The 25,252-nt window shown below is 48.8% G+C and carries 27 protein-coding genes and 1 tRNA gene; 19 read left to right on the forward strand and 9 right to left on the reverse strand.

Annotated features, from left to right (window positions below; all coding sequences use genetic code 11):
- Window positions 1-44 precede the first annotated feature (44 nt).
- On the forward strand, window positions 45-653 hold the full coding sequence (coaE, locus tag O6P33_RS03530) for a dephospho-CoA kinase (RefSeq protein WP_269818867.1): 609 nt from the start codon (window positions 45-47) through the stop codon (window positions 651-653).
- A complete protein-coding gene (yacG, locus tag O6P33_RS03535; RefSeq protein WP_269818868.1) occupies window positions 653-844 on the forward strand; it encodes a DNA gyrase inhibitor YacG in 192 nt (63 codons plus the stop codon). Before coaE ends, yacG begins: the two co-directional genes overlap by 1 nt.
- 267 nt (window positions 845-1,111) lie before the next feature.
- On the opposite strand, the gene O6P33_RS03540 is transcribed toward yacG, so the two are convergent.
- Window positions 1,112-1,771 (reverse strand): 7-cyano-7-deazaguanine/7-aminomethyl-7-deazaguanine transporter, encoded by a 660-nt coding sequence (locus O6P33_RS03540; protein WP_269818869.1) that lies wholly within the window; start codon window positions 1,769-1,771, stop codon window positions 1,112-1,114.
- A gap of 298 nt (window positions 1,772-2,069) precedes the next feature.
- Between O6P33_RS03540 and O6P33_RS03545 the strand changes: the two genes are divergently transcribed.
- Window positions 2,070-2,558: a hypothetical protein gene (locus tag O6P33_RS03545; RefSeq protein ID WP_269818870.1), complete on the forward strand. Its 489-nt coding sequence runs from the start codon at window positions 2,070-2,072 to the stop codon at window positions 2,556-2,558.
- 120 nt (window positions 2,559-2,678) lie between these two features.
- Here O6P33_RS03545 and O6P33_RS03550 read toward each other — a convergent pair whose 3' ends face one another.
- Window positions 2,679-3,476, reverse strand: a complete 798-nt coding sequence (locus O6P33_RS03550; protein WP_269818871.1) for an AraC family transcriptional regulator — start codon at window positions 3,474-3,476, stop codon at window positions 2,679-2,681.
- A gap of 97 nt (window positions 3,477-3,573) precedes the next feature.
- On the opposite strand from O6P33_RS03550, the gene O6P33_RS03555 reads away from it, so the two are divergent.
- The 3 genes from O6P33_RS03555 to O6P33_RS03565 all read left to right on the forward strand — a co-directional run bounded on the left by O6P33_RS03555 (window position 3,574) and on the right by O6P33_RS03565 (window position 6,569).
- Window positions 3,574-4,452: a DMT family transporter gene (locus tag O6P33_RS03555; protein ID WP_269818872.1), complete on the forward strand. Its 879-nt coding sequence runs from the start codon at window positions 3,574-3,576 to the stop codon at window positions 4,450-4,452.
- Between the two features lie 342 nt (window positions 4,453-4,794).
- Window positions 4,795-6,426: a sodium:solute symporter family protein gene (locus O6P33_RS03560; RefSeq protein WP_269818873.1), complete on the forward strand. Its 1,632-nt coding sequence runs from the start codon at window positions 4,795-4,797 to the stop codon at window positions 6,424-6,426.
- 11 nt (window positions 6,427-6,437) lie between these two features.
- Window positions 6,438-6,569 (forward strand): putative transporter small subunit, encoded by a 132-nt coding sequence (locus tag O6P33_RS03565; RefSeq protein WP_269818874.1) that lies wholly within the window; start codon window positions 6,438-6,440, stop codon window positions 6,567-6,569.
- A gap of 294 nt (window positions 6,570-6,863) precedes the next feature.
- Here the strand turns inward: O6P33_RS03565 and O6P33_RS03570 are convergent.
- From O6P33_RS03570 to rpsU, 4 genes are all read right to left on the reverse strand, one after another.
- Window positions 6,864-6,940, reverse strand: a tRNA-Ile gene (locus tag O6P33_RS03570).
- A gap of 78 nt (window positions 6,941-7,018) precedes the next feature.
- A complete protein-coding gene (rpoD, locus tag O6P33_RS03575; RefSeq protein WP_269818875.1) occupies window positions 7,019-8,875 on the reverse strand; it encodes an RNA polymerase sigma factor RpoD in 1,857 nt (618 codons plus the stop codon).
- A 69-nt stretch (window positions 8,876-8,944) separates the two neighbouring features.
- The gene (gene dnaG, locus O6P33_RS03580; protein ID WP_269818876.1) at window positions 8,945-10,891 is read right to left on the reverse strand and encodes a DNA primase; all 1,947 of its coding nucleotides are present in this window, start codon (window positions 10,889-10,891) and stop codon (window positions 8,945-8,947) included.
- Between the two features lie 265 nt (window positions 10,892-11,156).
- Window positions 11,157-11,372, reverse strand: coding sequence for a 30S ribosomal protein S21 (rpsU, locus tag O6P33_RS03585; RefSeq protein WP_269818877.1), 216 nt, complete (start codon window positions 11,370-11,372; stop codon window positions 11,157-11,159).
- 197 nt (window positions 11,373-11,569) lie between these two features.
- Here rpsU and tsaD point away from each other — a divergent pair, with 197 nt between their 5' ends.
- Window positions 11,570-12,598: a tRNA (adenosine(37)-N6)-threonylcarbamoyltransferase complex transferase subunit TsaD gene (tsaD, locus tag O6P33_RS03590; RefSeq protein ID WP_269818878.1), complete on the forward strand. Its 1,029-nt coding sequence runs from the start codon at window positions 11,570-11,572 to the stop codon at window positions 12,596-12,598.
- Window positions 12,599-12,601: 3 nt separating this feature from the next.
- Here the strand turns inward: tsaD and plsY are convergent, their stop codons facing one another.
- Window positions 12,602-13,177, reverse strand: a complete 576-nt coding sequence (plsY, locus tag O6P33_RS03595) for a glycerol-3-phosphate 1-O-acyltransferase PlsY (protein ID WP_269818879.1) — start codon at window positions 13,175-13,177, stop codon at window positions 12,602-12,604.
- Between the two features lie 50 nt (window positions 13,178-13,227).
- Here plsY and folB point away from each other — a divergent pair, with 50 nt between their 5' ends.
- The 7 genes from folB (at window position 13,228) to O6P33_RS03630 (ending at window position 20,281) form a co-directional block, all read left to right on the forward strand.
- Window positions 13,228-13,581 carry a dihydroneopterin aldolase gene (folB, locus tag O6P33_RS03600; protein ID WP_269818880.1) on the forward strand — a complete coding sequence of 118 codons (354 nt, stop codon included), beginning with the start codon at window positions 13,228-13,230 and terminating at the stop codon, window positions 13,579-13,581.
- Window positions 13,572-14,105 carry a 2-amino-4-hydroxy-6-hydroxymethyldihydropteridine diphosphokinase gene (gene folK / locus O6P33_RS03605; RefSeq protein WP_269818881.1) on the forward strand — a complete coding sequence of 178 codons (534 nt, stop codon included), beginning with the start codon at window positions 13,572-13,574 and terminating at the stop codon, window positions 14,103-14,105. The genes folB and folK overlap by 10 nt, the downstream gene beginning before the upstream one ends.
- A 67-nt stretch (window positions 14,106-14,172) precedes the next feature.
- Window positions 14,173-15,426 (forward strand): D-amino acid dehydrogenase, encoded by a 1,254-nt coding sequence (locus tag O6P33_RS03610; protein WP_269818882.1) that lies wholly within the window; start codon window positions 14,173-14,175, stop codon window positions 15,424-15,426.
- A 79-nt stretch (window positions 15,427-15,505) separates the two neighbouring features.
- The gene (gene alr / locus O6P33_RS03615; protein ID WP_269818883.1) at window positions 15,506-16,579 is read left to right on the forward strand and encodes an alanine racemase; all 1,074 of its coding nucleotides are present in this window, start codon (window positions 15,506-15,508) and stop codon (window positions 16,577-16,579) included.
- A 131-nt stretch (window positions 16,580-16,710) separates the two neighbouring features.
- Entirely contained in the window at window positions 16,711-17,178 is a 468-nt protein-coding gene (locus O6P33_RS03620; protein ID WP_269818884.1) for a c-type cytochrome, read from the forward strand.
- 285 nt (window positions 17,179-17,463) lie between these two features.
- Window positions 17,464-18,045, forward strand: coding sequence for a superoxide dismutase [Fe] (gene sodB, locus O6P33_RS03625; protein ID WP_269818885.1), 582 nt, complete (start codon window positions 17,464-17,466; stop codon window positions 18,043-18,045).
- Window positions 18,046-18,232: 187 nt separating this feature from the next.
- Window positions 18,233-20,281, forward strand: a complete 2,049-nt coding sequence (locus tag O6P33_RS03630) for a putative bifunctional diguanylate cyclase/phosphodiesterase (RefSeq protein WP_269818886.1) — start codon at window positions 18,233-18,235, stop codon at window positions 20,279-20,281.
- A gap of 35 nt (window positions 20,282-20,316) precedes the next feature.
- Here O6P33_RS03630 and mtgA read toward each other — a convergent pair whose 3' ends face one another.
- A complete protein-coding gene (gene mtgA / locus O6P33_RS03635) occupies window positions 20,317-21,072 on the reverse strand; it encodes a monofunctional biosynthetic peptidoglycan transglycosylase (protein WP_269818887.1) in 756 nt (251 codons plus the stop codon).
- Window positions 21,073-21,131: 59 nt separating this feature from the next.
- Here mtgA and O6P33_RS03640 point away from each other — a divergent pair, with 59 nt between their 5' ends.
- The 5 genes from O6P33_RS03640 to O6P33_RS03660 all read left to right on the forward strand — a co-directional run bounded on the left by O6P33_RS03640 (window position 21,132) and on the right by O6P33_RS03660 (window position 24,868).
- Complete coding sequence (locus O6P33_RS03640; RefSeq protein ID WP_420094976.1) at window positions 21,132-21,503, forward strand: DUF423 domain-containing protein; 372 nt, start codon at window positions 21,132-21,134, stop codon at window positions 21,501-21,503.
- A gap of 64 nt (window positions 21,504-21,567) precedes the next feature.
- Window positions 21,568-21,768 carry a sulfur carrier protein ThiS gene (thiS, locus tag O6P33_RS03645; RefSeq protein WP_269818889.1) on the forward strand — a complete coding sequence of 67 codons (201 nt, stop codon included), beginning with the start codon at window positions 21,568-21,570 and terminating at the stop codon, window positions 21,766-21,768.
- Between the two features lie 38 nt (window positions 21,769-21,806).
- A complete protein-coding gene (locus tag O6P33_RS03650; protein WP_269818890.1) occupies window positions 21,807-22,601 on the forward strand; it encodes a thiazole synthase in 795 nt (264 codons plus the stop codon).
- Window positions 22,602-22,663: 62 nt separating this feature from the next.
- A complete protein-coding gene (gene trmB, locus O6P33_RS03655) occupies window positions 22,664-23,380 on the forward strand; it encodes a tRNA (guanosine(46)-N7)-methyltransferase TrmB (protein ID WP_269818891.1) in 717 nt (238 codons plus the stop codon).
- Between the two features lie 144 nt (window positions 23,381-23,524).
- A complete protein-coding gene (locus O6P33_RS03660; RefSeq protein ID WP_269818892.1) occupies window positions 23,525-24,868 on the forward strand; it encodes a DUF1329 domain-containing protein in 1,344 nt (447 codons plus the stop codon).
- A gap of 52 nt (window positions 24,869-24,920) precedes the next feature.
- Here O6P33_RS03660 and O6P33_RS03665 read toward each other — a convergent pair whose 3' ends face one another.
- Entirely contained in the window at window positions 24,921-25,244 is a 324-nt protein-coding gene (locus tag O6P33_RS03665) for a DUF3392 domain-containing protein (protein WP_269818893.1), read from the reverse strand.
- Window positions 25,245-25,252 lie beyond the last annotated feature (8 nt).

The following is a 25,252-nucleotide window of genomic DNA, read 5'->3' on the forward strand; positions in this document are numbered from 1 at the left end:
AATTAAATAGTGCATGAGTGTACACATCGTAAAGGGGCGGGGTTTTGAGTAAAGCATGGGTGTTAGGGCTAACGGGTGGTATTGGCAGTGGGAAAAGTGCTGCTGCTGAAGCTTTTGCGCGTTTAGGTATTGATACGATTGATGCCGACCATGCTGCGCGCTGGGTGGTCGAGCCGGGACGTCCTGCACTACAGCAGATTGTGCAGCGTTTTGGTGAGGCTATTTTACTGGCTGATGGGCAGCTCAATCGTGCGGTTTTACGCGAACATATTTTTGCGGAGCCGGAGCAGCGGCAATGGTTAGAGGCTTTGCTGCATCCGCTGATTCGTGCGGAAATCAGTCAGTATTTAGCTGCTGCGCAATCACCTTATGCTATTTTGGTTTCGCCATTACTGGTGGAGTCGGGGCAATATAAAAATGTGCAGCGTGTTTTGGTGGTGGATGTGCCAAGTGAGGTGCAAGTGGTGCGTGCTTTACAAAGGGATCAGGTTTCGGAGGAGCAGTTGCGGGCGATTATGCAGACTCAGATGAAGCGCGATGAGCGTTTACGCTATGCTGACGATGTGTTGTGTAATGCTGCAGATAAGGCCACGCTGGAGCGAGAAGTGTTACGTTTACATGAGTACTATTTAACTTTAAAAGGAGGCCAGTAATGACTGCAGTGACTACGGTTGCTTGCCCAACCTGTGGAACACCGGTGGAGTGGGGCGAGCAAAGCCCTTCACGACCATTTTGTAGCGAGCGCTGTAAGTTGATTGATTTAGGTGCTTGGGCAGCAGAAGAACATGCTATTCCTGGCGAGCCAGATCTTGATACTCTGTTTACTGATGAGTTTAATCACTAAAAGCTTTGAGCTGCAGGCACAGCATACTTCGCGTTTTCTGGTCATTTAAAATCAAAAGCAGTCGTTATTGTGCCTATGTCTATGCCGTACCGTGCAAGTGCCGTTTTCCCTCAGTGCGCCTTCCTGGCGCAACTCGGGTGCTGCGCCATCCCTGGTTTTGCTTGCCACGCCACCTGCGCGGTACTTATTGACCACTGATGCTGTGATCAAGTCGGTAATACGGCTCTTTTAAAGCTGGCGAGCCTATGTGTGGTAAGTTGTTTTGCTTCAAATGCTGGGTTTTGCCGTTGCTGGTGCGCCCATAAAGCGCAACAGTGCACTGAGCAATAAACCATACAGTGGAATAAATAGCAGCAAGCTAATCAATATCTTGATGATGTAGTCCACTACGGCGATCTCGACCCAGTTGGCTGCCATAAAAGCGTTGCTGCTGTACCAAAAAGCGACCGAGAAAAACACAAATGTATCGAGCAAATTGCCCAACACCGTAGAAGCTGTTGGTGCGATCCACCATTGCTTCAGCTGGCGCAAACGGTCAAAGACCTGAATATCTGCCAGTTGGCCTACCGCATAAGCAGCAAAACTGGCTAAAGAAATACGCAAAATAAAACTATTAAATACCAGTAGCGCCGCAGCACCGCGGAAAATACCCTCTTGGAATAAAACCGATATGGCGTAAGAAGCCAATAGCGCTGGCAGCATCACATAAGCGATGACGCGCCGAGCCGGTTGCTTACCCAGTAAGCGCACTGTGAGATCGGTAGCTAAGAAAATAAAGGGAAAGCTAAAAGCTCCCCAAGTGGTTTGCCAGCCAAATAGCTGCATGGGGAACTGCACCAGATAGTTACTGGCAATCACAATAAAAATGTGGAACGCAATCAGCGTCACCACCGCCGCCCGCTGACGGGGGCCGGTTAGAGCAAACATAAGACACCTTTTTGAATGGGGTGAGGGAACCATAGGCACCTAAGCTCGGTGCAGCGAGCGCGTATTGTACGCACAATGGATTACAAAATGTAGGGCGCGCTGCTCTGTGTTGCCGATGTTCGCGCAGAGTGGCAGATGCTGATTGCCCCCTACAACAATGCTGCATTGTTGTAGGGGGCAGGTTTGCTTGTGCGCGCTTTTCCTAAGCCTGATCAAGGCTGTCATTAAGCTTCGTTGCTAAGGTGCTAATGCAAGCAGCAAAACGCTGGATAATTTAGACAGAAAAGAGGGAAGTAAGATGAAAAAATATTCATTTGTATGGACTTTGGCTGGACTAGGTTTAGCAGTATCAATGAGCTTAACTGCACTACCGAGTATGGCTACGGAACATCAACACCATGGTGTAAACACCGTTGAGTTGCAGCTCAATGCAGGACAAAAATGGCAAACCGATGCCCCATTACGCCAAGCTATGCGCGACATTGGCGCAGCGGTGAATAGTGCTTACGATGCTATTCATAACAATCAGCTGGATGCCGTCGGCTACGAGAAATTGGCCGCAGAAGTGAATCAGCAAGTGGCCTACATGATTGAAAACTGCGAGTTAGAGCCAGCCGCGGATGCGCAGTTGCATATTGTCATTCACCGTATGCTGGACAGTGCGCAGGTTATGGAAAAACCGAGCGCTATAGAAGAAAAGCGTGAAGGTGCTGTACAGCTGATTGGTGCACTGGAGAGTTATGCCAAGTATTTTAGCGATGCGGACTTTATCAAGCCAGCCCATTAATGCGCCGCGCTTAATAAAGTATGGCTTTTTTACAGCGGCTGGCAGCAAGTTGCTGCTGCCGTTTCTATGGACTGCTGTTCAAGCCGCAAAACAGCAAGGCGCGGCCACTCGTCATGCTATCTAAAGCGAGTTGCAGCGCTGGCGGCGATACTGCTCCGGCGTGCACTGGGCATGACGCTGGAACATACTAATAAAGGCACTAGGGCTGCTGTAGCCCAAATAAAAAGCAATTTCCTTAATTGATTGCTGCGTCTCCAATTGCTCAATAGCGGCCAAAAAACGTAAACGCTGACGCCATTCGCCAAAGCTGATACCAGTCTCACGAATAAACTGACGAGCTAAAGTACGCTCGCTAACAAACACTCGTTCAGCCCATTGTGCGAGGGTGTCAGCATTGCCGGGTTCAGCGCGTAAACTGTCCACCACAAAAGAGGTTTGCGTACTGCTGGCATAGGGCAGGTAGCTGTGTTCAATGGCTGCTGCGTGCAACTGATCAATCAGCACCTGACCTAAACGCAGGTCGGCGGCACTCTGTGGAATTTGCACATCACGCTCAGCGAAGTTGTTGAGAATGGCTTTTAAAATATCATTCATCACTACGCTGCAGGCTTGTTGTGGTAAGTCAGCGCACAAGCTTAAATCCAGATAGACCGAGCGGTACACAATGCTGTGACGGTTATAAGCGCTGTGTATGGCGTGTGGTGGTATCCAAATGCCATAGCTGGGTGGCGAGATAAAGCGCTGACCTGCAACCTCTAATTGCATCACCCCGTGCGCACTGTAATTGAGTTGACCCCAAGGATGGCGATGGGGGTGGGCATGGCTGTGCGCGGCAAATTCATCGTAGCGAAAGAACAAAGGCGCTGGCAGTTCAGCAAACTCGGGGATTCTTAGGTGGTTTTTTGTGCTTTGGCTCATCGGTTGTCTGCAATCTGTGGTTGAGTGACTGAAAATCAGTATAGTCATTTATTCAGACAGGGTGATAATGGCTCACCCATTTAACAGGATGCTTAACGTGCAGTACGCTTTCCCACTGTTGGCAGTACTATTTTGGTCAGCCAATACCGTGGTCAATAAAATGACCGTTGGTGTGATTTTTCCTGCTGAAGTTGGGTTTTATCGTTGGCTGTTTGCCGGAGTTTTGTTTACGCCGTTTCTATTGCGCCCGGTACTGCGCAATTGGGCTAATATTCGCCCACATCTGTTGAGGATATTTGTGCTGGGTGTGCTGGGCATGGCGATTTACCAAAGCCTTGCTTACTTTGCTGCGCCTAAAACCTCCGCGACCAATATGGGCATCATTTTATCGCTGATGCCGATGATGTCCTTGGCTATGGCTATTATTGCTTTGGGCCAGCGCTTAACTATGGGGGCCATAGTAGGGGCGATATTTTCATTTTTAGGGGTGCTTATCGTCATTAGTCAGGGCAACTTGGCCAGCTTAGTGCAGCAGGGTATTAACCTGGGTGATGCGATGATGTTGATCGCGACGTTAGCCTATGCGCTGTATAGCACCTTATTGAAGTATTGGCAGATGGAAATACCTGCGTTACAACTGCTTTATTTACAAGTGTTAGTAGCGATTATTGTGCTGTTTCCGCTGTTCTGGTTCTCAGAAAAAGCTGGCTTAAATAGCGCGAACTTGCCACTGATATTATTTGCCTGTGTGTTTGCGTCAATTGCTGCACCTTTGGCGTGGATGCGTGCAGTGCGCTCGCTGGGGCCCAGTCGCACAGCAGTATTTTTTAATTTGATGCCGATTCTTACCATCATTATTGCTGCATTGGTGCTGTCGGAAACGCTGTCTTTGTACCATGCAGTGGGTGGCGGTTTAACTTTGTTTGGTGTTGTGTTGTCAGAGCGTTGGACGCGCCCATTAGCCCTAAATAAGTAATTGCAGAGCCGTCATTTAGAAGCAGATTAGCATGCCTGTACTGACGTGAATATTTTGCTATTAGGCTCAATAGTGTTATTGTTTCTGGCTGACGCGAATGCAATTGACAGGCAGCATTCGTGTATCTCCCGGTAATTACCGGCTTATGGCTGCGGGTTACGCTCCAATACAGTTTGGTAGCTATTTGGCTAATGCGCATTGCATTTAGTCTTATCCGTCTAAAGCAGCAGTTCTTTTTATGCACTCACAGGGTTCATCTTGCTGATCCTGTAGAGTCGCTCAAAGTCGCCGTGCGTGAAATATACGTTCTGCTTGTCAAATTGGCGACGCTAAGGAGTAAGAATGTTTCAGTTTTCAATGACGAGTGCACTATTGATCCTGCTTGGGTTCTACGGTGTAACTTTCCTCTTAACGTTACTCATCGGTAAAAAACAAGAAAACGCTGATGGCTATATGACGGCCAATGGCTCGGTGGGTTATGGCATGTCAGCGGCGAGTATGACCGCAACCTGGATTTGGGCAGCATCGTTTTATGCTGCGGCCAGCTCCGGGTATAAATATGGCGTGTCGGGTGCGATCCACTATGGATTTTGGGGCGCACTGATGATTCTATTTATTTACCCCTTTGGCCGACGTTTCCGTAAGTTAGCGCCCCATGCGCATACCCTCGCTGAGATTATGCATGCGCGCCACGGTGCTTCCAGTCAAATGGTGCTGGCTGGCTCCAACGTGGTGGGTAGCGTGATTAGCTTAATGGTTAACTTTACTGCAGCGGGTGCTTTGGTGAGTATTTTGTCGCCATTGAGTTTCGTTCAGGGTGTCATGATTGCCGGTTTTGGGGTGCTGACCTATACCTTCTGGTCGGGGTTTCGAGCGTCGGTTTTTACCGATTTTGCTCAGCTAGTGGCAATGATTTTAGCCGCAGTGATTATTATTCCGCTGATTTTCTTTAAGTTAGGCGGGCCAACGTTATTTGCAACAGGCATGCCTAATCTGACTTTGGAACAACAAGACATCTTTTCCACTACAGCAATTTTAGAGCAGGGTGCACCTTTCTTTGTGGCCGTGCTGGCCTATGCCATTGGCAACCAAACCATTGCTCAGCGTTTATTTGCGGTGCGTGAGGACTTGATCAAGTCGAGTTTTATTACCGCCACTATCGGCTATGGCGCCATTGTGATTGGCTTGGGGATGCTAGGTTTCCTCGCGCTATTGGCGGGCGTTACTCCGGTTGATGGAGATTTAAATAACTTAATCCCACAAATGGCTGCCACGTACTTATCACCAATTATGGTGGGTATGCTGTTTATTATGGTGATTGGTTCTCTATCTTCTACTGCTGACTCTGATTTGTCAGCGTTATCGGCAATTGTAATGACCGATATTTACGCCAAGCATGTGGCAAAAAACAATCCAGACCCATTAAAAATGCTTTGGGTAGGGCGTCTAACCATGGTTGTGGCAGCACTTTTAGGTGTTGTTTTTGCCAGCTTAAAGTTAGATATTTTATCCATGCTGATTTTTGTTGGCGCACTTTGGGGCTCGATTGTTTTCCCAGTGATCGCTAGCTTGTATTGGAATCGGGTGACTAACGCAGCCTTTACTGTTTCTGTTGCGGTGTCATTCTTGTTATTCCTAGTTGTGCGTTTTTCCTGGCTGCCCATTGAAGGCCCAGTAGCCGTCTTTTTTGAAGTGATTGCCGCGGTAGGTGGCGGTGTAGTGATTGGCTTAATGACCTTTGGGTTTTTGGGTAGAGTCGCGGGTTTGCTGTTTGGTACCCTTGCCGCCATTGTGTTGGTGTTCTTTACGGTCGGATTTTTACGCGAATATATTGTTTTGTTGAGTTCGCTCACAGCCTATGGTGCGAGCACTATTATTTGCACCCTGATGACCTTGCGCAGCAAAGCGCCTGATTTTGATTTTGATATGATTAATAAACGGGTCATTGAATTTCATAAAGAAGCGAAAGTTTAAGGAGATTTAAGATGTCGGTATTTGGATTAACAGTGTATGTCATGATTTGGCCAGTGCTTTCGGCCATGGTGCTGATAGTGTTGTGCACAGCGGTGGTGATTGATGCGCGCAATGCCCGAGCTAAGGGTGAGTCGCTGATTTAACAGGCAGGGTGCAGCCTAATGCAAGCTAAGCAGGCATGTGGCTATGAGTCACTTGCCTGAGCCGTTTGTGGGCTATGGTCAGTCCTATGCTGATAATGCTCTAGTTTGCTCGCTGATTGCTTGGCTATAGCGTTGCTGTGTTTTTGCTGCATCAGGAGATGTATGCAGTACAAGTATGAATGAGTGCTTACAGAAGCGGTGCATGCAACAAACTCAGTCGCTATATGCAGATATTTCTAGTGTTGGAGGGCTGTTGCTATTGCTTGAAGCCCGCGAAAAGCGGGGCTTTGAAGATGGTGGGCCTGCACGGACTTGAACCGTGGACCAAAGGATTATGAGTCCTCTGCTCTAACCAACTGAGCTACAGGCCCCAGTTGCAGCGCATGATTATACCCGTGTGCTGCGAAGACGCAAACAAAAACCCCCGAAATTATCGGGGGTTTTTAGTTTTACTCATCAAGGAAGGAACGTAAATGCTCGCTGCGTGATGGGTGGCGCAATTTGCGTAGCGCCTTGGCTTCAATTTGACGGATTCGCTCACGGGTCACATCAAACTGTTTACCAACCTCTTCTAGGGTGTGGTCAGTATTCATATCAATACCAAAACGCATCCGTAGAACTTTTGCTTCGCGCTCAGTGAGGCCACCAAGTACATCTTTAGTGGCTTCTTTGAGGTTTTCAACAGTAGCGATATCAATCGGCGATTGCATAGTAGCGTCTTCGATGAAGTCCCCTAGGTGTGAGTCTTCGTCATCACCAATGGGCGTCTCCATAGAGATTGGCTCTTTGGCGATCTTGAGCACCTTGCGGACGCGGTCTTCGGACATTTCCATACGCACACCCAGCTCTTCAGGAGTAGGCTCACGGCCCATCTCTTGGAGCATTTGGCGTGAAATACGATTGAGTTTATTTATGGTTTCAATCATATGCACGGGAATACGAATAGTGCGCGCTTGGTCAGCAATGGAGCGGGTAATTGCTTGACGAATCCACCATGTGGCATAGGTTGAGAATTTATAACCACGACGGTATTCAAACTTGTCGACAGCTTTCATCAAACCAATGTTGCCTTCTTGGATAAGGTCCAAGAACTGTAAGCCACGGTTGGTGTATTTTTTCGCAATAGAAATAACCAGACGTAAGTTTGCTTCAACCATTTCTTTCTTGGCGCGGCCAGCTTTGGCCTCACCGATCGACATGCGACGGTTAATGTCTTTGATGTCAGCAATGGTTAGCGTTGTTTCTTCTTCCAAATCAATTAAGATTTGTTGGTTACGCTGAATTTCTTCTAACAATGGAACTAAGTTGGCTGCATACCGAGCTTTACCTTCGCTCAGTTTTACCGCCCATTCTAAGTCCACTTCATTGCCCGGAAACTGCTTGAGGAATTCGGCGCGGGGCATGCGAGCATCACGTACGCAAAGCTGCATAATGGTGCGCTCTTGCTGACGAATGCGGTGTAGTGAGCTACGCACATGCAGCACTAGAGCGTCATATTGCTTAGGCACGAGTTTAATCGGCATAAACAGCTGGCCAAGCTCTTCTAGAGCGGCGACCGCTTGCTTGCTATTACGCTTGTGCTTGAGAAGAATTTTATCAACTTTAGCAAGTTGCTCAGCAACTGCGCCAAAGCGCTGCTTGGCTACCTCTGGATCAGGGCCGCCATCGCCTGCTTCTTCCTCTTCTTCCTCTTCGTCGTCCTCTTCCTCTTCATCGTCATCAGCAGCTTTTTTCGCGGCTGCTGTGCTTTTCGCCGCCGCCGCTGCCGCAACAACTGCGGGCTGAGCGATTTCATCATCAGGGTCAATGTAACCGTTAAATATATCGGTTAAACGTGTGCCTTCGGTGATGGCGGTGTCGAAGCTACTGAGAATACCTGCGACAGTACCTGGGAAGTGAGCGATAGCGCCCATAACCTCACGGATACCTTCTTCGATACGCTTAGCAATTTCAATTTCGCCTTCACGGGTCAGAAGCTCAACTGTACCCATTTCACGCATATACATGCGCACAGGGTCAGTGGTGCGGCCAATGTCGGTTTCCACTGCAGCCAATGCCGCGGCGGCTTCTTCAGCAGCAGCTTCATCGGTGTCAGCACCAGCCAAGAGTAAGGCATCAGCATCAGGCGCAGCTTCAGAGACATTAATTCCCATGTCATTGATCATGCGAATAATATCTTCGACCTGTTCTGGATCAGAAATATCTTCAGGAAGGTGGTCATTGACCTCAGCGTAAGTCAGGTATCCCTGCTCGCGACCGAGGGCGATTAATTCTTTTAAACGAGATTGTTGTGATTTTGCGGACATATCACCCTATCCATGAAAGGTCTGGGCCGAACGGCAATTAAGATTGCATATTATACTGTATATAGCAGCTTAATTGCCAGTTTCAGCGGTACTTGGTGCATTGTTATGCTGTTCAAACAACTCACGCAAGCGTTGTTTTTCTTCGCTAGAAAGATCATCAGAGCGGGCCTTGCTTAGCAGTTGCTCAATAAGGCGATCGCGTTGACGTGATGCTAGACGAGTTATGGTGTCGAAAAATTGTTGTTCAAGGTTATCGGCATCAATGAGCCATTCTTTTTCAGCTAACGCACGCAAAAGGTGGCCCTGTTCGGTGCCATGCCATCGTGTAATTAATTGTAGTGAGCTGAGGTCGGGGCTTTTCTGTAACGCTTCCAACAATGAGACGAGCAGTTGTGCGTAAAGGTCATCTTCTGCAGCAAGTTTGCTGGCGTTATCAACCTTTAGCGCTAGGTGTGGATGATGCAACAGGGTACGCAAAGCGGCCAAGTGCGGGGTTTCTACAGCGGCTTTAGCACGCTTTGATTTAGGTGTGGAGCCGGCTGTGCGTGACCAAGAGCTGTCGTTGTGACGGGGCTTGCTCGGTGGCTGTGGCGACGCTTGCGGCGCCAGTGTTGAGTAGTCTTGCGCATGGTATTGGGCGTAAGCGTCAAAATCTGCGCCATCGTACTCGTACTCCGTGGGCGTCGCTCGATCGAGGTTGGCTGCTGGAGCGGTGGTGTTATCTGCGCTTGGGGCGCTGCTCAAACCCGTAATATGGGTTAGTTTTTGGCGCATTAATGCGCGTAAATTAGCTCCAGGAATACGCTCAACTAGTGGTGCGGCCAGTGTTGCTAAATGCGCCTTACCTTCCAGCGAGTCGAGGTTCACTTCGGCAGATAAATGCGTGAAAAAATATTCGGTTAAAGCGACTGCTTGTTGCGCGATGCGCGCTTGAAAGGCTTCTAGGCCTTCGCTGCGAATTAAGCTGTCTGGGTCTTCGCCATCGGGCACAAACAAAAAACGTGCTTGCTGGCCATCTTTGAGGTTGCTTAAAGTTGCTTCCAGCGCGCGCCACGCGGCTTTGCGCCCAGCGCTATCGCCATCAAAGCAGAATAAAATATTGGGCACTACACGAAACAAGCGCTTGATATGCTCTTCACTGGTGGCTGTGCCTAAGGTGGCCACGGCGTTGCGCAAGCCTTGCTGGGCAAGGGCAATAACATCCATGTAGCCTTCTACAACGATAATTTCATTGAGTTGGCGATTGTATTTGCGCGCTTCATAGAGGCCGTACAGTTCTTGGCCTTTGTGGAAGACTGCGGTTTCCGGAGAGTTCAGGTATTTGGGCTTATCATCGCCTAAAACACGACCACCAAAGCCAATAATGCGCCCGCGCGAATCATGAATAGGGAAAATTATACGGTCGCGAAAGCGGTCGTAGCGGCGCTGACTATCGACATTTTCAACCAGTAATCCAGCATCAATTAGGGCTTGCTGCTGCAGGCTGTCGCCGCCCAAATGCTTGCTCAGATTGTCCCAGCCGGGCGGGGCAAAACCTAAAGCAAAATCGCGGGCAATAATCCCGCTGACGCCGCGCTCCTTGAGGTAATTAACGGCAGCATTACGCTGAGGGTGGTTTTTTAAGGCAGCGCGATAGTAGTCGCTTGCGGCGGCTAGAAGCGCGTACAGTGGCGAGTCGACTGGTTTACGGGGCTTTTGTGGTCCACCGCTGGTCTTTTCGCGTTCGACTTCCACGCCTGCGCGCGTCGCCAGCTCCTCCACGGCTTCGGGAAACTCCAAATGGTCGTGGTCCATAATGAAGCCGAGCGCATTACCACCAGCGCCGCAGCCAAAGCAGTAGTAAAATTGCTTGTCTTGGCTGACTGAGAATGAGGGCGTTTTTTCTTGGTGAAAAGGGCAGCAGGCAGTGTAGTTTTTGCCGGATTTTTTCAATTGCACACGCGAACTTACCACCTCGACTATGTCGGTGCGGTTCAGTAAATCGTCAATGAAACCTTGGGCAATTAATCCTGCCATGAAACTCCTACAATGCTTGGCTGGTACCACTGCAGCACAGTTAAATACGAGTGTCTGCATAAAAGCGCACGTATCTGTGTGACAGTAGACTGGTGTCTAAGTTTTGCAGAGCTGACGTCTTTAATGCTCGGTAGGGTGCTAGCTGGATAGCGTTGGTTAGGCTACAGCTGTGCTACGGGGCAATATACTGGTGTTGGGTAAAAGATTTTAAAACGACAAAACCCGGACGAGTCCGGGCTTTGCTAAGCACTAGAACCTGTAGAACTTAATACAGGCGTTCGTGACGACGTTGTTCGCGTTGTACTTTCTTTGCGTGACGCTTAACTGCTGCTGCGGCTTTACGCTTGCGTTCTGCAGTTGGTTTTTCATAAAACTCGCGACTGCGTATATCAGCAAGAACACCGGCTTTTTCGCAGGAGCGCTTGAAGCGACGCAGAGCAACGTCAAATGGTTCGTTGTCTTTAAGTTTGACAGTTGGCATCCGATTCGTACCTTCATCAATGACCGGGTTATTAAGATGAGTATTGGAAAAATACACATCCGTTTTCAAGGGTTGCGGATTATATCTGCTTTTTTTTAGAAAAGCAAAGCTCGTCTAAGAAAAGCATAGAACATCACCGCTAAGCCGCTTATGATGCTTGGTAATTCTATTGTTGTAAAGTTAGGCAGGTTAATTACATGCTGGTGTTGGGTTTAGAAACATCCTGTGATGAGACAGGTGTCGCATTATACGACAGTGAGCGGGGTTTATTGGCTGATGCACTTTTCAGTCAAATCGACCTGCATCGAGTCTATGGAGGTGTAGTCCCAGAGCTGGCCTCGCGCGATCATATTAAGCGTATGTTGCCGTTGATTGAGCAGGTCTTAGCGGATGCGCAGTGCAGTGCTAAGGATATTCAAGGCATCGCTTATACAGCAGGGCCTGGCTTGGTCGGGGCTTTACTGGTTGGCGCGGCTTGTGCACAAGCGCTCGCTTTTGCTTGGGAGATCCCCGCCATTGGTGTGCATCATATGGAAGGCCACTTGCTGGCGCCCATGTTGGAAGAAACACCGCCGCAATTTCCTTTTGTCGCTTTATTGGTTTCAGGTGGGCATACCCAATTGGTGCGTGTTGATGCTATTGGTCAATACCGTTTGCTGGGTGAGTCTATTGATGATGCAGCCGGTGAGGCATTTGATAAAACTGCCAAGCTTATGGGCTTGAAATATCCCGGCGGACCAGAAATTGCCCGCGTGGCGGAGCAGGGTGTGCCTGGGCGCTTTAAGTTACCTAGGCCAATGACCGATCGACCAGGTTTACAGTTTAGTTTCAGTGGTTTAAAAACAGCTACCTTAACTGCGTGGCAGAAATGTATCGCAGCAGGGGATGATAACGAGCAAACCCGCGCTGACTTGGCGCATGCATTTCAGCAGGCAGTGGTCGCGACTTTAACCATTAAATGCCAGCGAGCTCTGGAGCAAGAGAGCTTACAGACCTTGGTTATTGCGGGGGGCGTGAGTGCCAATCAGGCTTTGCGGCGTTCACTGGAAGCAATGCTGAGCAAGCGTCAAGGGCAGGTGTTTTACGCTCGCCCAGAGTTTTGTACCGATAATGGCGCCATGATTGCTTATGCCGGTTGCCAGCGCTTAATGGCTGGACAGCAAGAAGGTGATGCCATTCATGTACGTGCCCGCTGGCCGATGGAAGAATTGCCAGCTTTACTGTGATGGCTACTCGCGGAAGTTGGGCTCATTGCCGGCCAGTAAGTTTTTTAAGTTGTTACGATGCCGCCAAACCAACAGCACGCTAAGCACACTAACCGGCAATAAGGCCTGTGGTTGCTGCCAAGCGAGGAGCGGTAAACACAGCGGCACGCTGCTCAGAGCAGCCAGTGAACTGATGCGGGTCAAACTAAAAGTGAGTAACCAAACAGCCAATGCCAGCAGTGCTGCTGGAGGGTATAAACCCAGCAACATGCCAGCGGTGGTGGCAACGCCTTTGCCACCGCGGAAGTTGAAGTAAATGGGATACAAATGCCCGATTACTGCGGCTAGACCGACCCAGGCTTGTTGTTGTGGGCTGTAATCGAGGGCTTGGGCAATTAAAATTGGCAGTAAACCTTTGCTCAGATCGCCAAGCAGGGTCAGAATAGCCAAACGTTTACCGGCCACCCGCAGCATATTAGTGGCCCCAGGATTACCGGAACCTTGCGCGCGAGGGTCGCTATTGCCGTAATAGCGACTTAAAGCAATGGCAAATGAAAATGAGCCAAGCAGATAAGCGCATACCAGTAGTAATTCATACATTTGAATGATCCAAGGCCAGCGAGTCTTGATTCTAACGAGGCAGAAGCAAAGTGGACACGGTATTTATCGAAAGTCTAGAGGTAGACACTGTTATTGGTGCCTATGACTGGGAGCGCACAATTCGTCAAAACCTCTTGGTAGACTTGCAAATGGGCTGGGATAATCGCCCCAGTGCTGCAGATGATGCGCTGCATTTAGCCTTAGATTACGCCGCAGTTAGCGAGTCTATCAATGCTTTTGCACAGGCCAGTCATTTTGAGCTGGTAGAAACTTTTGCAGAACGCTTGGCAGCGTTGTTAATGACTGAGTTTAATATTCCTTGGTTGCGTTTAAAAATCACTAAACCCGGTGCAGTAGCGAATGCACGTGGCGTGGGTGTGGAGATTGAACGCGGATGTCGTTAGTTGATGTGTATTTAGGATTAGGCAGTAATCTGGAGCGGGAAAAGCATCTCAATGCTGGTTTAGATGCCTTGCAAGCCTTGTTTGGAGAGGTGCAGTGCTCGCCAGTGTTTGAAAGTGAGCCGGTGGGCATCCGCAGTGCGTGCTTTCTTAACCTGGTGGTGCACATTAAAACCCGGATGCCGTTGTCCGAGCTGAATCAGCAGCTTAAGCAAATTGAAGCAATAAATGGTCGTTATAGTCAGCCCAGTAAAGTTTTATCGCTGGATATTGATGTGCTGTTGTACGGCCAGCAAACTGGCGATTACGCGGGGATTACTTTGCCCCGTGCTGAAATCTTGAAAAATGCTTTTGTTTTGTGGCCCTTAGCGCTCCTGGCGCCTGAAGTGGTGCATCCGCTAGCGCAGCGCAGTTTTTTAGAGCTGTGGCAGCAAACGCCGATTAACCAGCGCTTATGGCCGGTACCTTTCTTTTGGCGTACATGGCAATTAACACCGCCAGCCTTACTTAAATCTAGTGTAGTTTAAGCTGCAGTGCAGGCTGCTGTTGGGTGGCGCTGCAGATGATGACTGAGAGCTTGAACTGGGAGGAAATATGCGGGTTTTAGTATTAGGTGCCGGGGTGATTGGGGTGACCACTGCCTACTATTTAGCCAAACAAGGCTATCAGGTGGAGGTGGTTGATCGTCAGCTGGGTGTGGCTGATGAAACCAGCTTCGCCAATGCCGGGCAAATATCCCCTGGCTATGCCTCGCCTTGGGCTGCGCCCGGTATACCGCTAAAAGCAATCAAATGGTTGTTTCAGCAGCATGCACCTTTTTCTGTGCGCTTAACAGCTGACCCTTTTCAGTATCAGTGGATGCTGCAGATGTTGCGTAACTGTACTGGCGCACGTTATGCGGTGAATAAAGAGCGCATGGTGCGCTTGGCTGAATACAGTCGTGACTGCTTGGATAGCTTGCGCGCGCAAACGGGTATTGAGTATGAAGGTCGGCAGTTGGGAACTACGCAATTATTTCGCAGCCAAAAACAGCTCGATAGCGCCGCGCAAGACATTGCTGTGCTGGAGCAAAGCAATGTGCCTTATCAATTGCTAAAACCTGCTGAAATTGCGCAGGTGGAGCCGGCGTTAGCGGCGGTGTCAGACAGCTTAACCGGTGCTTTACACCTGCCCAATGATCAAACCGGAGATTGTCATTTGTTTACCCGCAATCTAGCCAATCTGGCAAGGGAGTTGGGGGTTAAGTTTCGTTTGGGTTGTACGGTGCAAAGTATTCAGAGTACCGGTGACCGTATCACTGGTGTTTGCGTTGATGGCGAGCTGGAAGTGGCTGATCAGTACGTGGTGGCGCTTGGCAGCTATTCGCGAGAAATGCTGAAACAGTTGGGGATGAAAATTCCCGTCTACCCTTTGAAAGGCTATTCATTGAGCGTGCCCATTATCGAGTCGGCAATGGCCCCGCAGTCAACGATTATTGATGAAACTTACAAGGTTGCGATTACACGTTTCGATCAGCGTATTCGCGTGGGTGGGATGGCCAATGTTGGTGGCTTTGATTTGGCACTGAACCCTAAGCGTCGTGAAACCTTAGAGTACGTGACGAATTTGCTCTACCCGCAAGGCGGCGACTTAACGCAGGCACAATTCTGGACCGGATTGCGTCCGGCCACTCCCGATGGCACGCCCATTGTGGGTAAAAGTGCTTATCGTAATTTATTTCTCAATACGGGGCATGGCACTTTAGGTTGGACAATGGCCTGCGGATCAGCCAGTTATTTGGCCGACTTAATGAGTCAGCAAACACCACAAATCAGTAGCGCCGGTTTAGATATGTTTCGCTATTGCTAATGGGCAGAACAGGGTCGTAGGGTTAACTCAGCGGCCAGATAAAGTTAACTTGCAGCATCAATGTGGAGAATCAGTAAGCATGCGTCCAGCGCGCGCGTTAATTAATTTACCAGCCTTGCGCCATAACTATCAGTTAGCGCGGCAGTTATGTGCAGATAAAGCTTTAGCGGTGGTTAAGGCTGATGCCTATGGGCATGGTGCAGTTGCTTGCGCCCAAGCTTTACATGACTTAGCTGATGGCTATGCAGTGGCGTGTTTAGAAGAGGCCTTGCAGTTACGTGCGGCAGGTATCACGCTGCCTATACTACTGCTGGAAGGTTTTTTTGCTGCCGATGAGTTGGAGCAGATTGTTGAGCACAACTTGTGGTGTGTGGTGCATGCTGACTGGCAGCTAGACGCTATTGAGCGTCAGTCGTTAGCAAGACCGTTAACGGTCTGGTTAAAAATGGATTCAGGCATGCACCGAGTGGGTTTTTTTCCAGGTGAGTACCGTGCTGTTTGGCAACGCTTGCAGGCCTGTGAGAATGTTGCAGCAGTGGTGCTAATGACGCACTTTGCTCGGGCTGATGAACTGCAATCATCTGCTACCCGTGAGCAGTATCAGCTGTTTAGCGCGGCAACCGCAGGCATGCAGAACTTGATCAGTGTTGGTAATTCCCCCGCTTTATTGGCATGGCCAGAAATACGCAGTGATTGGTCGCGACCGGGGATTATTTTATATGGTAGCCAGCCGGTGGCTATGGCCAATCCTGGCGTGGGAGAGTTCCAGCCGGTGATGACCTTGCAGTCGAAGATCATTGCTGTGCGCGAGCTGCCAGCAGGAGAAGCTGTGGGTTACGGTGCGCAGTTTATTGCGCAGCAGCCAGTGCGGGTGGGGATTGTGGCAATCGGTTATGCGGATGGTTATCCGCGGCATGCCCCGACCGGCACGCCAGTGGCGGTGGATGGCCAGCTGAGTCAGTTGCTGGGGCGCGTGTCTATGGATATGTTGGCTGTGGACTTAACTGGGCTGGTTGAGGCTGGTGTTGGCAGTACAGTTGAATTGTGGGGCAGTACTGTATCAATTGATCAGGTGGCGGCCTGTGCTGGGACTATTTCTTACGAGCTGTTATGTAATGTAAAACGGGTGCGTTATGAGTATTTACCCGTCTGAATATTTAAAAAGCGCTATTGCAGCGCTTCAGCTGTTTGCCTGAGGGCAGGGAGTGGTTATACTGTGCAGAGCTCGCAAAAGACCTGTTGCGAGAAAGAATTGCCAAGAGCCAAGAAAATAGAGGGTGTACCGTGAACCTGATTAAAAAGATTTTGCTAGCCCAAGCAACTGTTCTAGCCTTATGGACAGTCAGCGCACAAGCAAACATTGATGAAAATACTGTTGAAGAAGCTATTGTTGTAGAAATTGCACAGCGAATTAAGCCAGTAGCTGTTGTGTGCGTTGAAGGTGATGAGTGCGATAAGTCAGCAGCTGTTGCTGGTGCTGCTGATACTGGAGCCTCTACTGCCGCAGCGGGTCGTGATGCAGACGCAATTATTAATCAGTACTGCTCTGTATGTCATGCAACAGGCTTAGTTGGTGCACCTATTATTGGTGAAACAGTCGTATGGCAAGAGCGCGCAGATGCTAAAGGTGGTATTGAGGGCCTATTGGCAACGTCTATTTCTGGTATTAATGCGATGCCGCCAAAAGGCACTTGCAGTGACTGTACTGATGATGAGCTCATGAGCGCAATTAAGGCGATGTCTGGCTTGTAAGTCGACTCGCGTAAATAAAAAACCGCCGTTGGGCGGTTTTTTATTGCCTAGGTAATGGGTGTAGTAAGCTCTTGTTCGGGCGTGTTCTATAATGGCTCCGATAAGGCGCAAGATCACTAGATAGCTGCAGTTCAATGGTATAGCCCTACAGATACTACGTGGATAAAACCCCCGTAGATGCTATACTCTGATGCTTAAAGCAAGTCGGAACTGCTGGCAATTGAATCAGCTGTCCGCTATTAGGCTTGCTGATTGTGCCTCGTCTGATGTTACTGGAGAATAATCATGGCTTTTGAATTACCTGCACTTCCTTACGAAAAAAATGCACTCGAACCGCATATCTCTGCAGAAACCCTAGATTTTCACCATGGCAAGCACCATAACGCCTATGTTGTGAACTTGAACAACTTAGTGCCAGGCACTGAGTTTGAAGGTAAAAGTTTAGAAGAAATCATTAAAACCTCAAGTGGTGGCGTATTTAACAACGCTGCACAAGTATGGAACCACACATTTTACTGGAATTGCTTAGCGCCAAATGCTGGCGGTGAGCCAACAGGTGCATTAGCTGATGCTATTAACGCAGCATTCGGTTCATTTGCCGCGTTTAAAGAAGAATTCACCAAAACTGCAATCGGAACCTTTGGTTCAGGTTGGGCTTGGTTAGTTAAGAAGGCTGACGGTTCTTTAGCGCTGTCGAGCACCATTGGTGCCGGCTGCCCGTTAACCACTGAAGACACAGCTTTATTGACCTGTGACGTTTGGGAACACGCTTACTACATTGACTACCGTAATGCGCGTCCTAAGTATGTTGAAGCGTTCTGGAACTTGGTTAACTGGGACTTTGTAGCAAAAAACTTTGCTGCGTAAGTTGCTAGTGTAATACCAACAAGCTTCACTAAAACCCCCAACTGCTGCAAGATCAGCGTTGGGGGTTTTTTGTGCTCGCTAGTACTTTGACAAGATGTTTTATTTATGTTTTATGGGGTGTAAGTCGGATCTTATGGCGCAGTAGAGATAAGAGCGCCAATTAATAAAATCAACAAAAGGCACCTATGTGAATATTGAGCGCAAAGACAGTCTCTCTTTTAAGCTATTGCGTTGGGTGCTTGGCGCAGCCTTATTGGTGGGGGTTTTTTTTAGCATTACACAAATTATTTATGATGTGTATGTCACTAATCAGCAGATGGAAAGTGACGGGCAGCGTATTTTGGCCATGTTTAAAGATCCGTCAACCCAGGCACTGTACAGTCTTGATGAAGATATGGGTAAACAGGTGGTTGAGGGGTTGCTGCAGCATGAGGCAGTCAGTTCAGCGAGCATCGGTCATCCGGATGAGCCGTTCCTGGCATACCGAGAGCGGCCCAGTGAAGACGAGTTTTGTCTGCGCTGCATAGATTTATTTATGCCGGCAGAACGTGTTTTCACCATTGCTTTGCAAGGCCATGGCGATGAATATTACGGTGACTTACAGGTTGTACTTGATACTGCGCCCTACGGTCAGCGTTTACTGACCAACGCAGGGGTGATACTTGCTTCAGGTATTTTGCGTGCGCTAATTTTGGGTTTGGTGCTGTTCTTAATTTATCATGCGTTACTGACGCGGCCACTGGCGAAAATTATTCGTCACCTGGGGCGCATTAATCCAGACCGCCCCGCAGACTATAAACTGCCCATCTTACGTGGCCATGAAAAAAACGAATTGGGTTTATGGGCGCTGAAAGTAAATCAGTTATTGGCGTCTATTGAGCGCAATACCCGTTTGCGCCGTGAGGCTGAAGACAGTTTATTGTTGATGTCACAGGTTGATTTTCTTACCGGTTTACCTAACCGCCAAGAGCTACAGTTACAGCTGGATAAAATCATTGATGATGTGCACGATCAGCAGCAAGGGGTAGCAGTGCTATGTTTGGGCTTGGATGATTTTAAAAATATTAATGAGCAGCATAACTATCAAATCGGGGATTGGTTATTGCAGGGTGTGGCGCAGCGTTTGCGGCTCTTTGCTGAGCATGGTGCTTGCTTGGCGCGCTTAGGCGGCGATCAGTTTGTTATTGTGCAGCCTGGTATTAAAGATCCAGAGCAGGCTGCAGTGTTAGCGCAGTCTATCCTTGAGCAGTTAAATGAGCCGCTGGTGATGAGCAAAACCTATAATCGCGAGCTTTTGTCGATTCGCTTGAGCGGTACTATAGGTGTGACTTTGTACCCAGATGATGGGCAGAGCACTGAGCTGTTATTGCAGCAAGCTGAGCAGACTATGCAGTTGGCCAAAAAAGGCTCACGCAATAGTTACCAGTTTTTTGTGGCCAGTATTGACTCAGAAATACGCAAGCGCCGGCGTTTGCGTAAAGAGCTCAAAGAAGCGCTAAGTAAAAATCAGCTGTATTTGGTGTACCAGCCACAAATGAATTACCACACTCAAGAAATCGTGGCTGTGGAGGCGTTGTTACGCTGGAAACACCCAGAGCTTGGGATGATCTCACCAGAAATATTCATCCCCTTGGCTGAGGAGAGTAATTATATTATTGAGCTTGGCGAATGGGTGTTGGATCAGGCCTGCCAGCAGTTGCGCGCTTGGTTGGATCTGGGGGTGACGGGTTTGAGTGTGGCGGTGAATTTATCGGCAACTCAATTGCACCACAGCGACTTGTTATGCCAAACGCAACATAAACTCGCTTTTTATCAGTTAGAGCCGCACAACCTCGAACTGGAAGTCACTGAAACGGGGCTGATGCAAGACATTAAGGCGGCAGCAACCAACCTGCGTGGGCTGCGAGCATTGGGGGTACGTGTGGCCATTGATGACTTTGGCACTGGGTATTCTTCCTTGAGTTATTTGAAAACCTTACCAATTGATAAAATCAAAATTGATAAAAGCTTCGTGCGCGATATTTTTGATATTGAAGATGATGCCATTATTGTTAAAACCATTATTCAGCTCAGTAAAAACCTCGGCATGCAGGTGATTGCTGAAGGGGTTGAAACCTTAGAGCAAGAGCGCTTTTTAATCGAGTTGGGCTGTGATAAGGGACAGGGCTATTTGTACAGCAGGCCCGTTATTGCTGCTGAAGCCAATGAAACATTTTTAAAAGATCGGATCGGCTAACAACTGTAAGGCTGTACAGTCTTACTGGCAAAGCTTTAAAAGCTGAGAATATCTTCTATGGTTTCACGCAGTTTGGTTGTCCAGGCCGGCTGTTGCTTAAGTTTATTGAGGTAATGACCAGCCCCCAATTGTTGCACTTGGCGGCTGATCCAGCGCGCTCGTTGTAAGGTTGCGGCGCTAGGAGGTTGAAGACTGCGCGTTAACGGGCTCGGTAAAATTGCTGCTAGTAAGTAGGCTTGTTGGTTCGATAGGTAGGGCGCTCCAGTTTGGAAATGATATTCTGCTGCGGCTTCAGCGCCAAAAATACCAGGTCCCCACTCCGCTATATTTAAATACACTTCAAGAATACGCTCTTTACTCCAGAGCAGTTCAATTAGCAGGGTAAACCAAGCTTCAAGCGCTTTGCGTGGCCAGCTGCGAGATGACCAGAGAAAAACGTTCTTAGCCACTTGCTGTGAAATAGTACTGGCGCCTCTTATACTGCTAGTGCTGCTCTGGTTGTGCACTAGGGCAGCTTGGATTGCGGCAATATCAAAACCATGGTGGTTGGCAAACTGTTGGTCTTCAGCGGCGATGACGGCCATTTTTAAATGATCAGGCAGCGCTGCCCAAGGCGTCCACTGCAGCTTACTGTCGTAGCTGTGCCCAGCCAACTTGGCGCTGACTTGCCGTTCGAGCAGTAGAGCGCTGACAGGTGGATTAATCCAGCGCAGTGATAGAACCAGCAGTACGCTTAAGGCTATACCTGACAATAAAGTTATGAGAGCAATACGCAGCAGTTTACGAAGCATAATTTCAACCTGGTGAGCTGGAAACACGAGTATAACCAGCGTTGCCACATTTTGGAGGATTGGTCGTGCGTTACGGAATATTTTTTGCGGCAATTTTTGCTGCGTTAGCAGTATTAATTGGAGCATTTGCCGCCCATGGATTAAAAAGTATCCTCAGCGCGGAGTCCCTCGCGGTAATGCAGACTGGAGTGTTGTATCAGTTTATTCATAGTCTGGCGTTATTGCTGGTCGCTGTTTTGGCGCAAAGCATGCCTTCGCGAGCGCTGCTGTATGCCAGCTGGTTTTTTATTGCAGGGATCGTTTTGTTTTCTGGGAGTCTCTACGTCTTAGTGCTAACCCCATTTACACCTGGTTTGATTACGCCCATTGGTGGCAGTTTATTAGTTTTAGGTTGGCTCAGTCTGGCCTGCTCTGCAAAGCGAGCTCAGTAAGTGTTTGGTGATTGGCGGCTGAACCCGCTAAAATAAAGGTCCTTCGGAATTTCACGGTTGTATTATGCATATTCAGTTGAATGGTGAATTGTATACTTTGGAAAACGTCCAAAGTGTGGCAGGTTTGCTTGAACATCTGCAGTTAGCAGGGCGCCGCGTTGCCGTCGAGTTAAACTTCGAAATTGTGCCACGCAGCCAGTATGAGTCAACGCTGCTTAAAGAAAATGACAGCATTGAAATCGTTCATGCGATTGGCGGTGGCTAGTCGTGGCTGAGCTGTCCCCTATTATCAAGAGGCTTTAGATGAATCTTGCGCGCGTAGATCACCCCTTTATTATTGCTGGCAAAACCTACTCATCACGTTTGTTAGTGGGTACTGGCAAATATAAAGATATGGAAGAAACCCGGCAGGCTATTGAAGCGTCCGGTGCTGAAATTGTCACTGTGGCAGTGCGCCGTACCAATATTGGCCAGAATAAAGATGAAGAAAATCTATTGGATGTGATCAGTCCTGATCGCTATACCATTCTGCCAAATACTGCAGGTTGCTATGATGCTGAGACGGCCATTCGTACCTGCCGCTTAGCACGTGAATTATTGGGCGGTCGCAATCTGGTTAAGTTGGAGATTCTTGCGGATCAAAAAACCTTATTTCCCAATGTGGTAGAAACTTTAAAAGCCGCAAAAGTGCTGGTGGATGAAGGCTTTGAAGTGATGGTGTATACCAGCGATGACCCCATTATTGCCCGCGAGCTTGAGGCGATTGGCTGTATAGCAGTGATGCCATTAGCCGGATTAATAGGTACAGGTTTAGGCATTTGTAATCCGTATAATTTACGTATTATTTTAGAAGAAGCTAAAGTGCCAGTGCTGGTGGATGCCGGTGTAGGTACTGCCTCTGATGCCACTATTGCCATGGAAATGGGCTGTGCAGCAGTGCTTATGAACAGCGCTATTGCTGATGCACAACAGCCGGTACTGATGGCGCAAGCGATGCGCCATGCCATTGAAGCAGGACGTTTAGCCTATTTGGCTGGGCGCATGCCGAAAAAACTGTATGCCAGCGCCTCTTCGCCTCTTGACGGCATTATTGCTTAACTTCATCTACCTGGTGGCTGCTGACTAGTGCGCCGCCACCGCGTTTATTTAATAGGAACACCATGACAGACGATCTCATCACCGACGCTGAGTTGCCCGTACGCCGTCGTGAAATTAAAAGCTATGTGATGCGTGCCGGACGAATGACCGACGGGCAACAGCGTGGTTTGGACGAGGGTTGGCCCAAGTTTGGTTTACTGCTAGCCGATGGTCTGCAAGATTTTGATCAGGTTTTTGGCCGTCAAGCGCCGCGCACCTTAGAAATAGGCTTCGGCATGGGGCAATCATTATTAGAAATGGCCAAAGCCGCTCCGGAGCAGGACTTTATTGGCATTGAAGTGCACCGCCCAGGTGTTGGCTCGTTGCTCAATGGCTTGCTGACGGAAAATATCAGCAATGTGCGGGTTTACAGTTGCGATGCGTTAGAGGTTTTAAAAAACTGTGTAGCAGATGCCAGCCTTGACCGCTTGATGCTGTTTTTCCCTGATCCTTGGCATAAAAGTCGTCACCATAAGCGGCGCATTGTCCAGCCTGAGTTTGCTCAGCTGGTACGCAGTAAGCTGAAAGTTGGCGGTATATTTCATTTGGCGACAGACTGGGAGCCTTATGCGGAATATATGCTGGAGGTGCTCAATGTTGCCCCAGGCTTGGTTAACCTCTCGGCGGAGCAGACTTGGGTGCCGCGCCCAGCAGAACGCCCCGTGACTAAATTTGAACGCCGTGGCGAGCGCTTAGGCCATGGGGTATGGGATTTGAAATTTACACGGGTGGCTGATTAGGCTCAATTGCATTTTGCTTGTGGTGTTCTTATGGCGCTGCAAGTAGGATGCTGGCTGCTACAGAATTATTTAGCGACACATGAATATAACAATAAATGCAGAGTATAAGCGCCATGTGTCGTGCGCATATATCCGGGGGATTTTATGATTAAACCGCTTATGTTATTGGCTTTAACGGCCTTTGCTTTACAAGCACATGGAAAAGTGGATGCTGTGCAAGCGGCAAGGCTAGGTCAAGACTTAACTCCATTGGGTGCAGAACGAGCAGGCAATACTGCTGGAACTATTCCGCAGTGGAGTGGTGGCATTACCACACCGCCAGCGGGTTACAGTGTTGGCATGCACCACTTAGACCCTTTTGCAGGGGATGAGGTTCTCTTTACGATTAACCAGCAAAACCTTGATCAGTACCGAGCCCAGTTACCGGTAGGTACGCAGATGCTGATTGAAAAAAACCCAAATTATTATGTGCAAGTTTACCCAACTCGCCGTAGTGCTGCTGCGCCGCAGCGTATTTATGACGCTACTCGGCAAAATGCTGAGCGTGGCGAGTTAATTTCTGCAGGCAACGGTGTGCAGGGCGTGACGGCAGGTATCCCGTTCCCGCTGCCGCAAAATGGTCTTGAGGCCATTTGGAACCACATTATGCGCTACCGTGGCGAGCAACTGCACTCCGTGGTTAACCATGCAGCTGTGTTAAGCAGCGGTAATTACACCTTGGTGAAGCGTGAGCGCGATGTGTATTTTGTCTATGGTCGCGAAGGCATGACCCAGCAAGACCTCAACAATACTCTGTTTTATTACAAGTATCGGGTAGTCGCTCCGTCGGCGTTATCTGGCTCGTCTTTGGCTGTGCAAGAAACGCTCGACCAGGTTTTAGCTTTACGTAAAGCTTGGCGCTTTAGTCGAGGTGAGCGCCGCGTGCGCCGCTTACCTATGCTTGCTTATGACTCATTACAGCCTGACACCAGTGGGATGGCGACCGCAGACGTTGTAGATGCTTACAATGGTGCGCCCGATCGCTATGAGTGGAACTTGCTCGGTAAACAAGAAATGCTGGTGCCATACAACAGTTATAAAGTGCACCAAAAAGGTATTCCATACAGCGATATTCTGCAGGAAAAAACACTCAACCCAGAGCTTTTACGCCATGAGTTGCACCGCGTTTGGGTAGTGGAAGCAGATTTGCGTATTGGTCATAGCCACCCTTATGCTAAGCGCCGTTTTTACTTAGATGAGGATAGCTGGCAGATTTTAGCAGTTGATCTGTATGACAAAAATGGTGATTTAATTGCTCTGCAAGAGAGCCATCCAATTAACTATTACGACAGCTTAACTTTCGCTAGCACTCTAGAGACCATCTATGACTTCAAAGATAGCCGCTATTTTGTTGACGGGTTGGATAACAACGAACCTATGTACGACTTTAACGTAACTTTGAATCCGCGCGACTTTACCCCGCAAGCCTTGCGCCGCGAAGGTAACTGATCCTTATCACTGCAATCAAAACCGCCATTTGCTCTGCATTTGGCGGTTTTTTTTAATGTCTGTCGGCTAAAATACCAATCAAAATAAAGCACATTAACAACACCGGCGACAGTGTGTAGTTATTCAAATGGCTAAAAGCACTGGCTAATACAGGGGTGAGGTAAATAATGGCAAAACCATAACCCACCGCGCACACCAGAACAAAGATTAAGGTGCGTATGACAAAGTTTAAGTGACCGATGGAACGGCGTACCCAAGCATTCAGCGCGGGGCCAAAAAGTACCAGTGCGGTTGCCATCATGGCTAAAGAAATATCGCTTAAGTGTAAGCGGGTCCACTTCGATAAGGCTATAACTAAATCAATGAGTACATCCATTACTGTTC

The organism is Denitrificimonas caeni (assembly GCF_027498055.1).
Classification (GTDB): domain Bacteria; phylum Pseudomonadota; class Gammaproteobacteria; order Pseudomonadales; family Pseudomonadaceae; genus Denitrificimonas.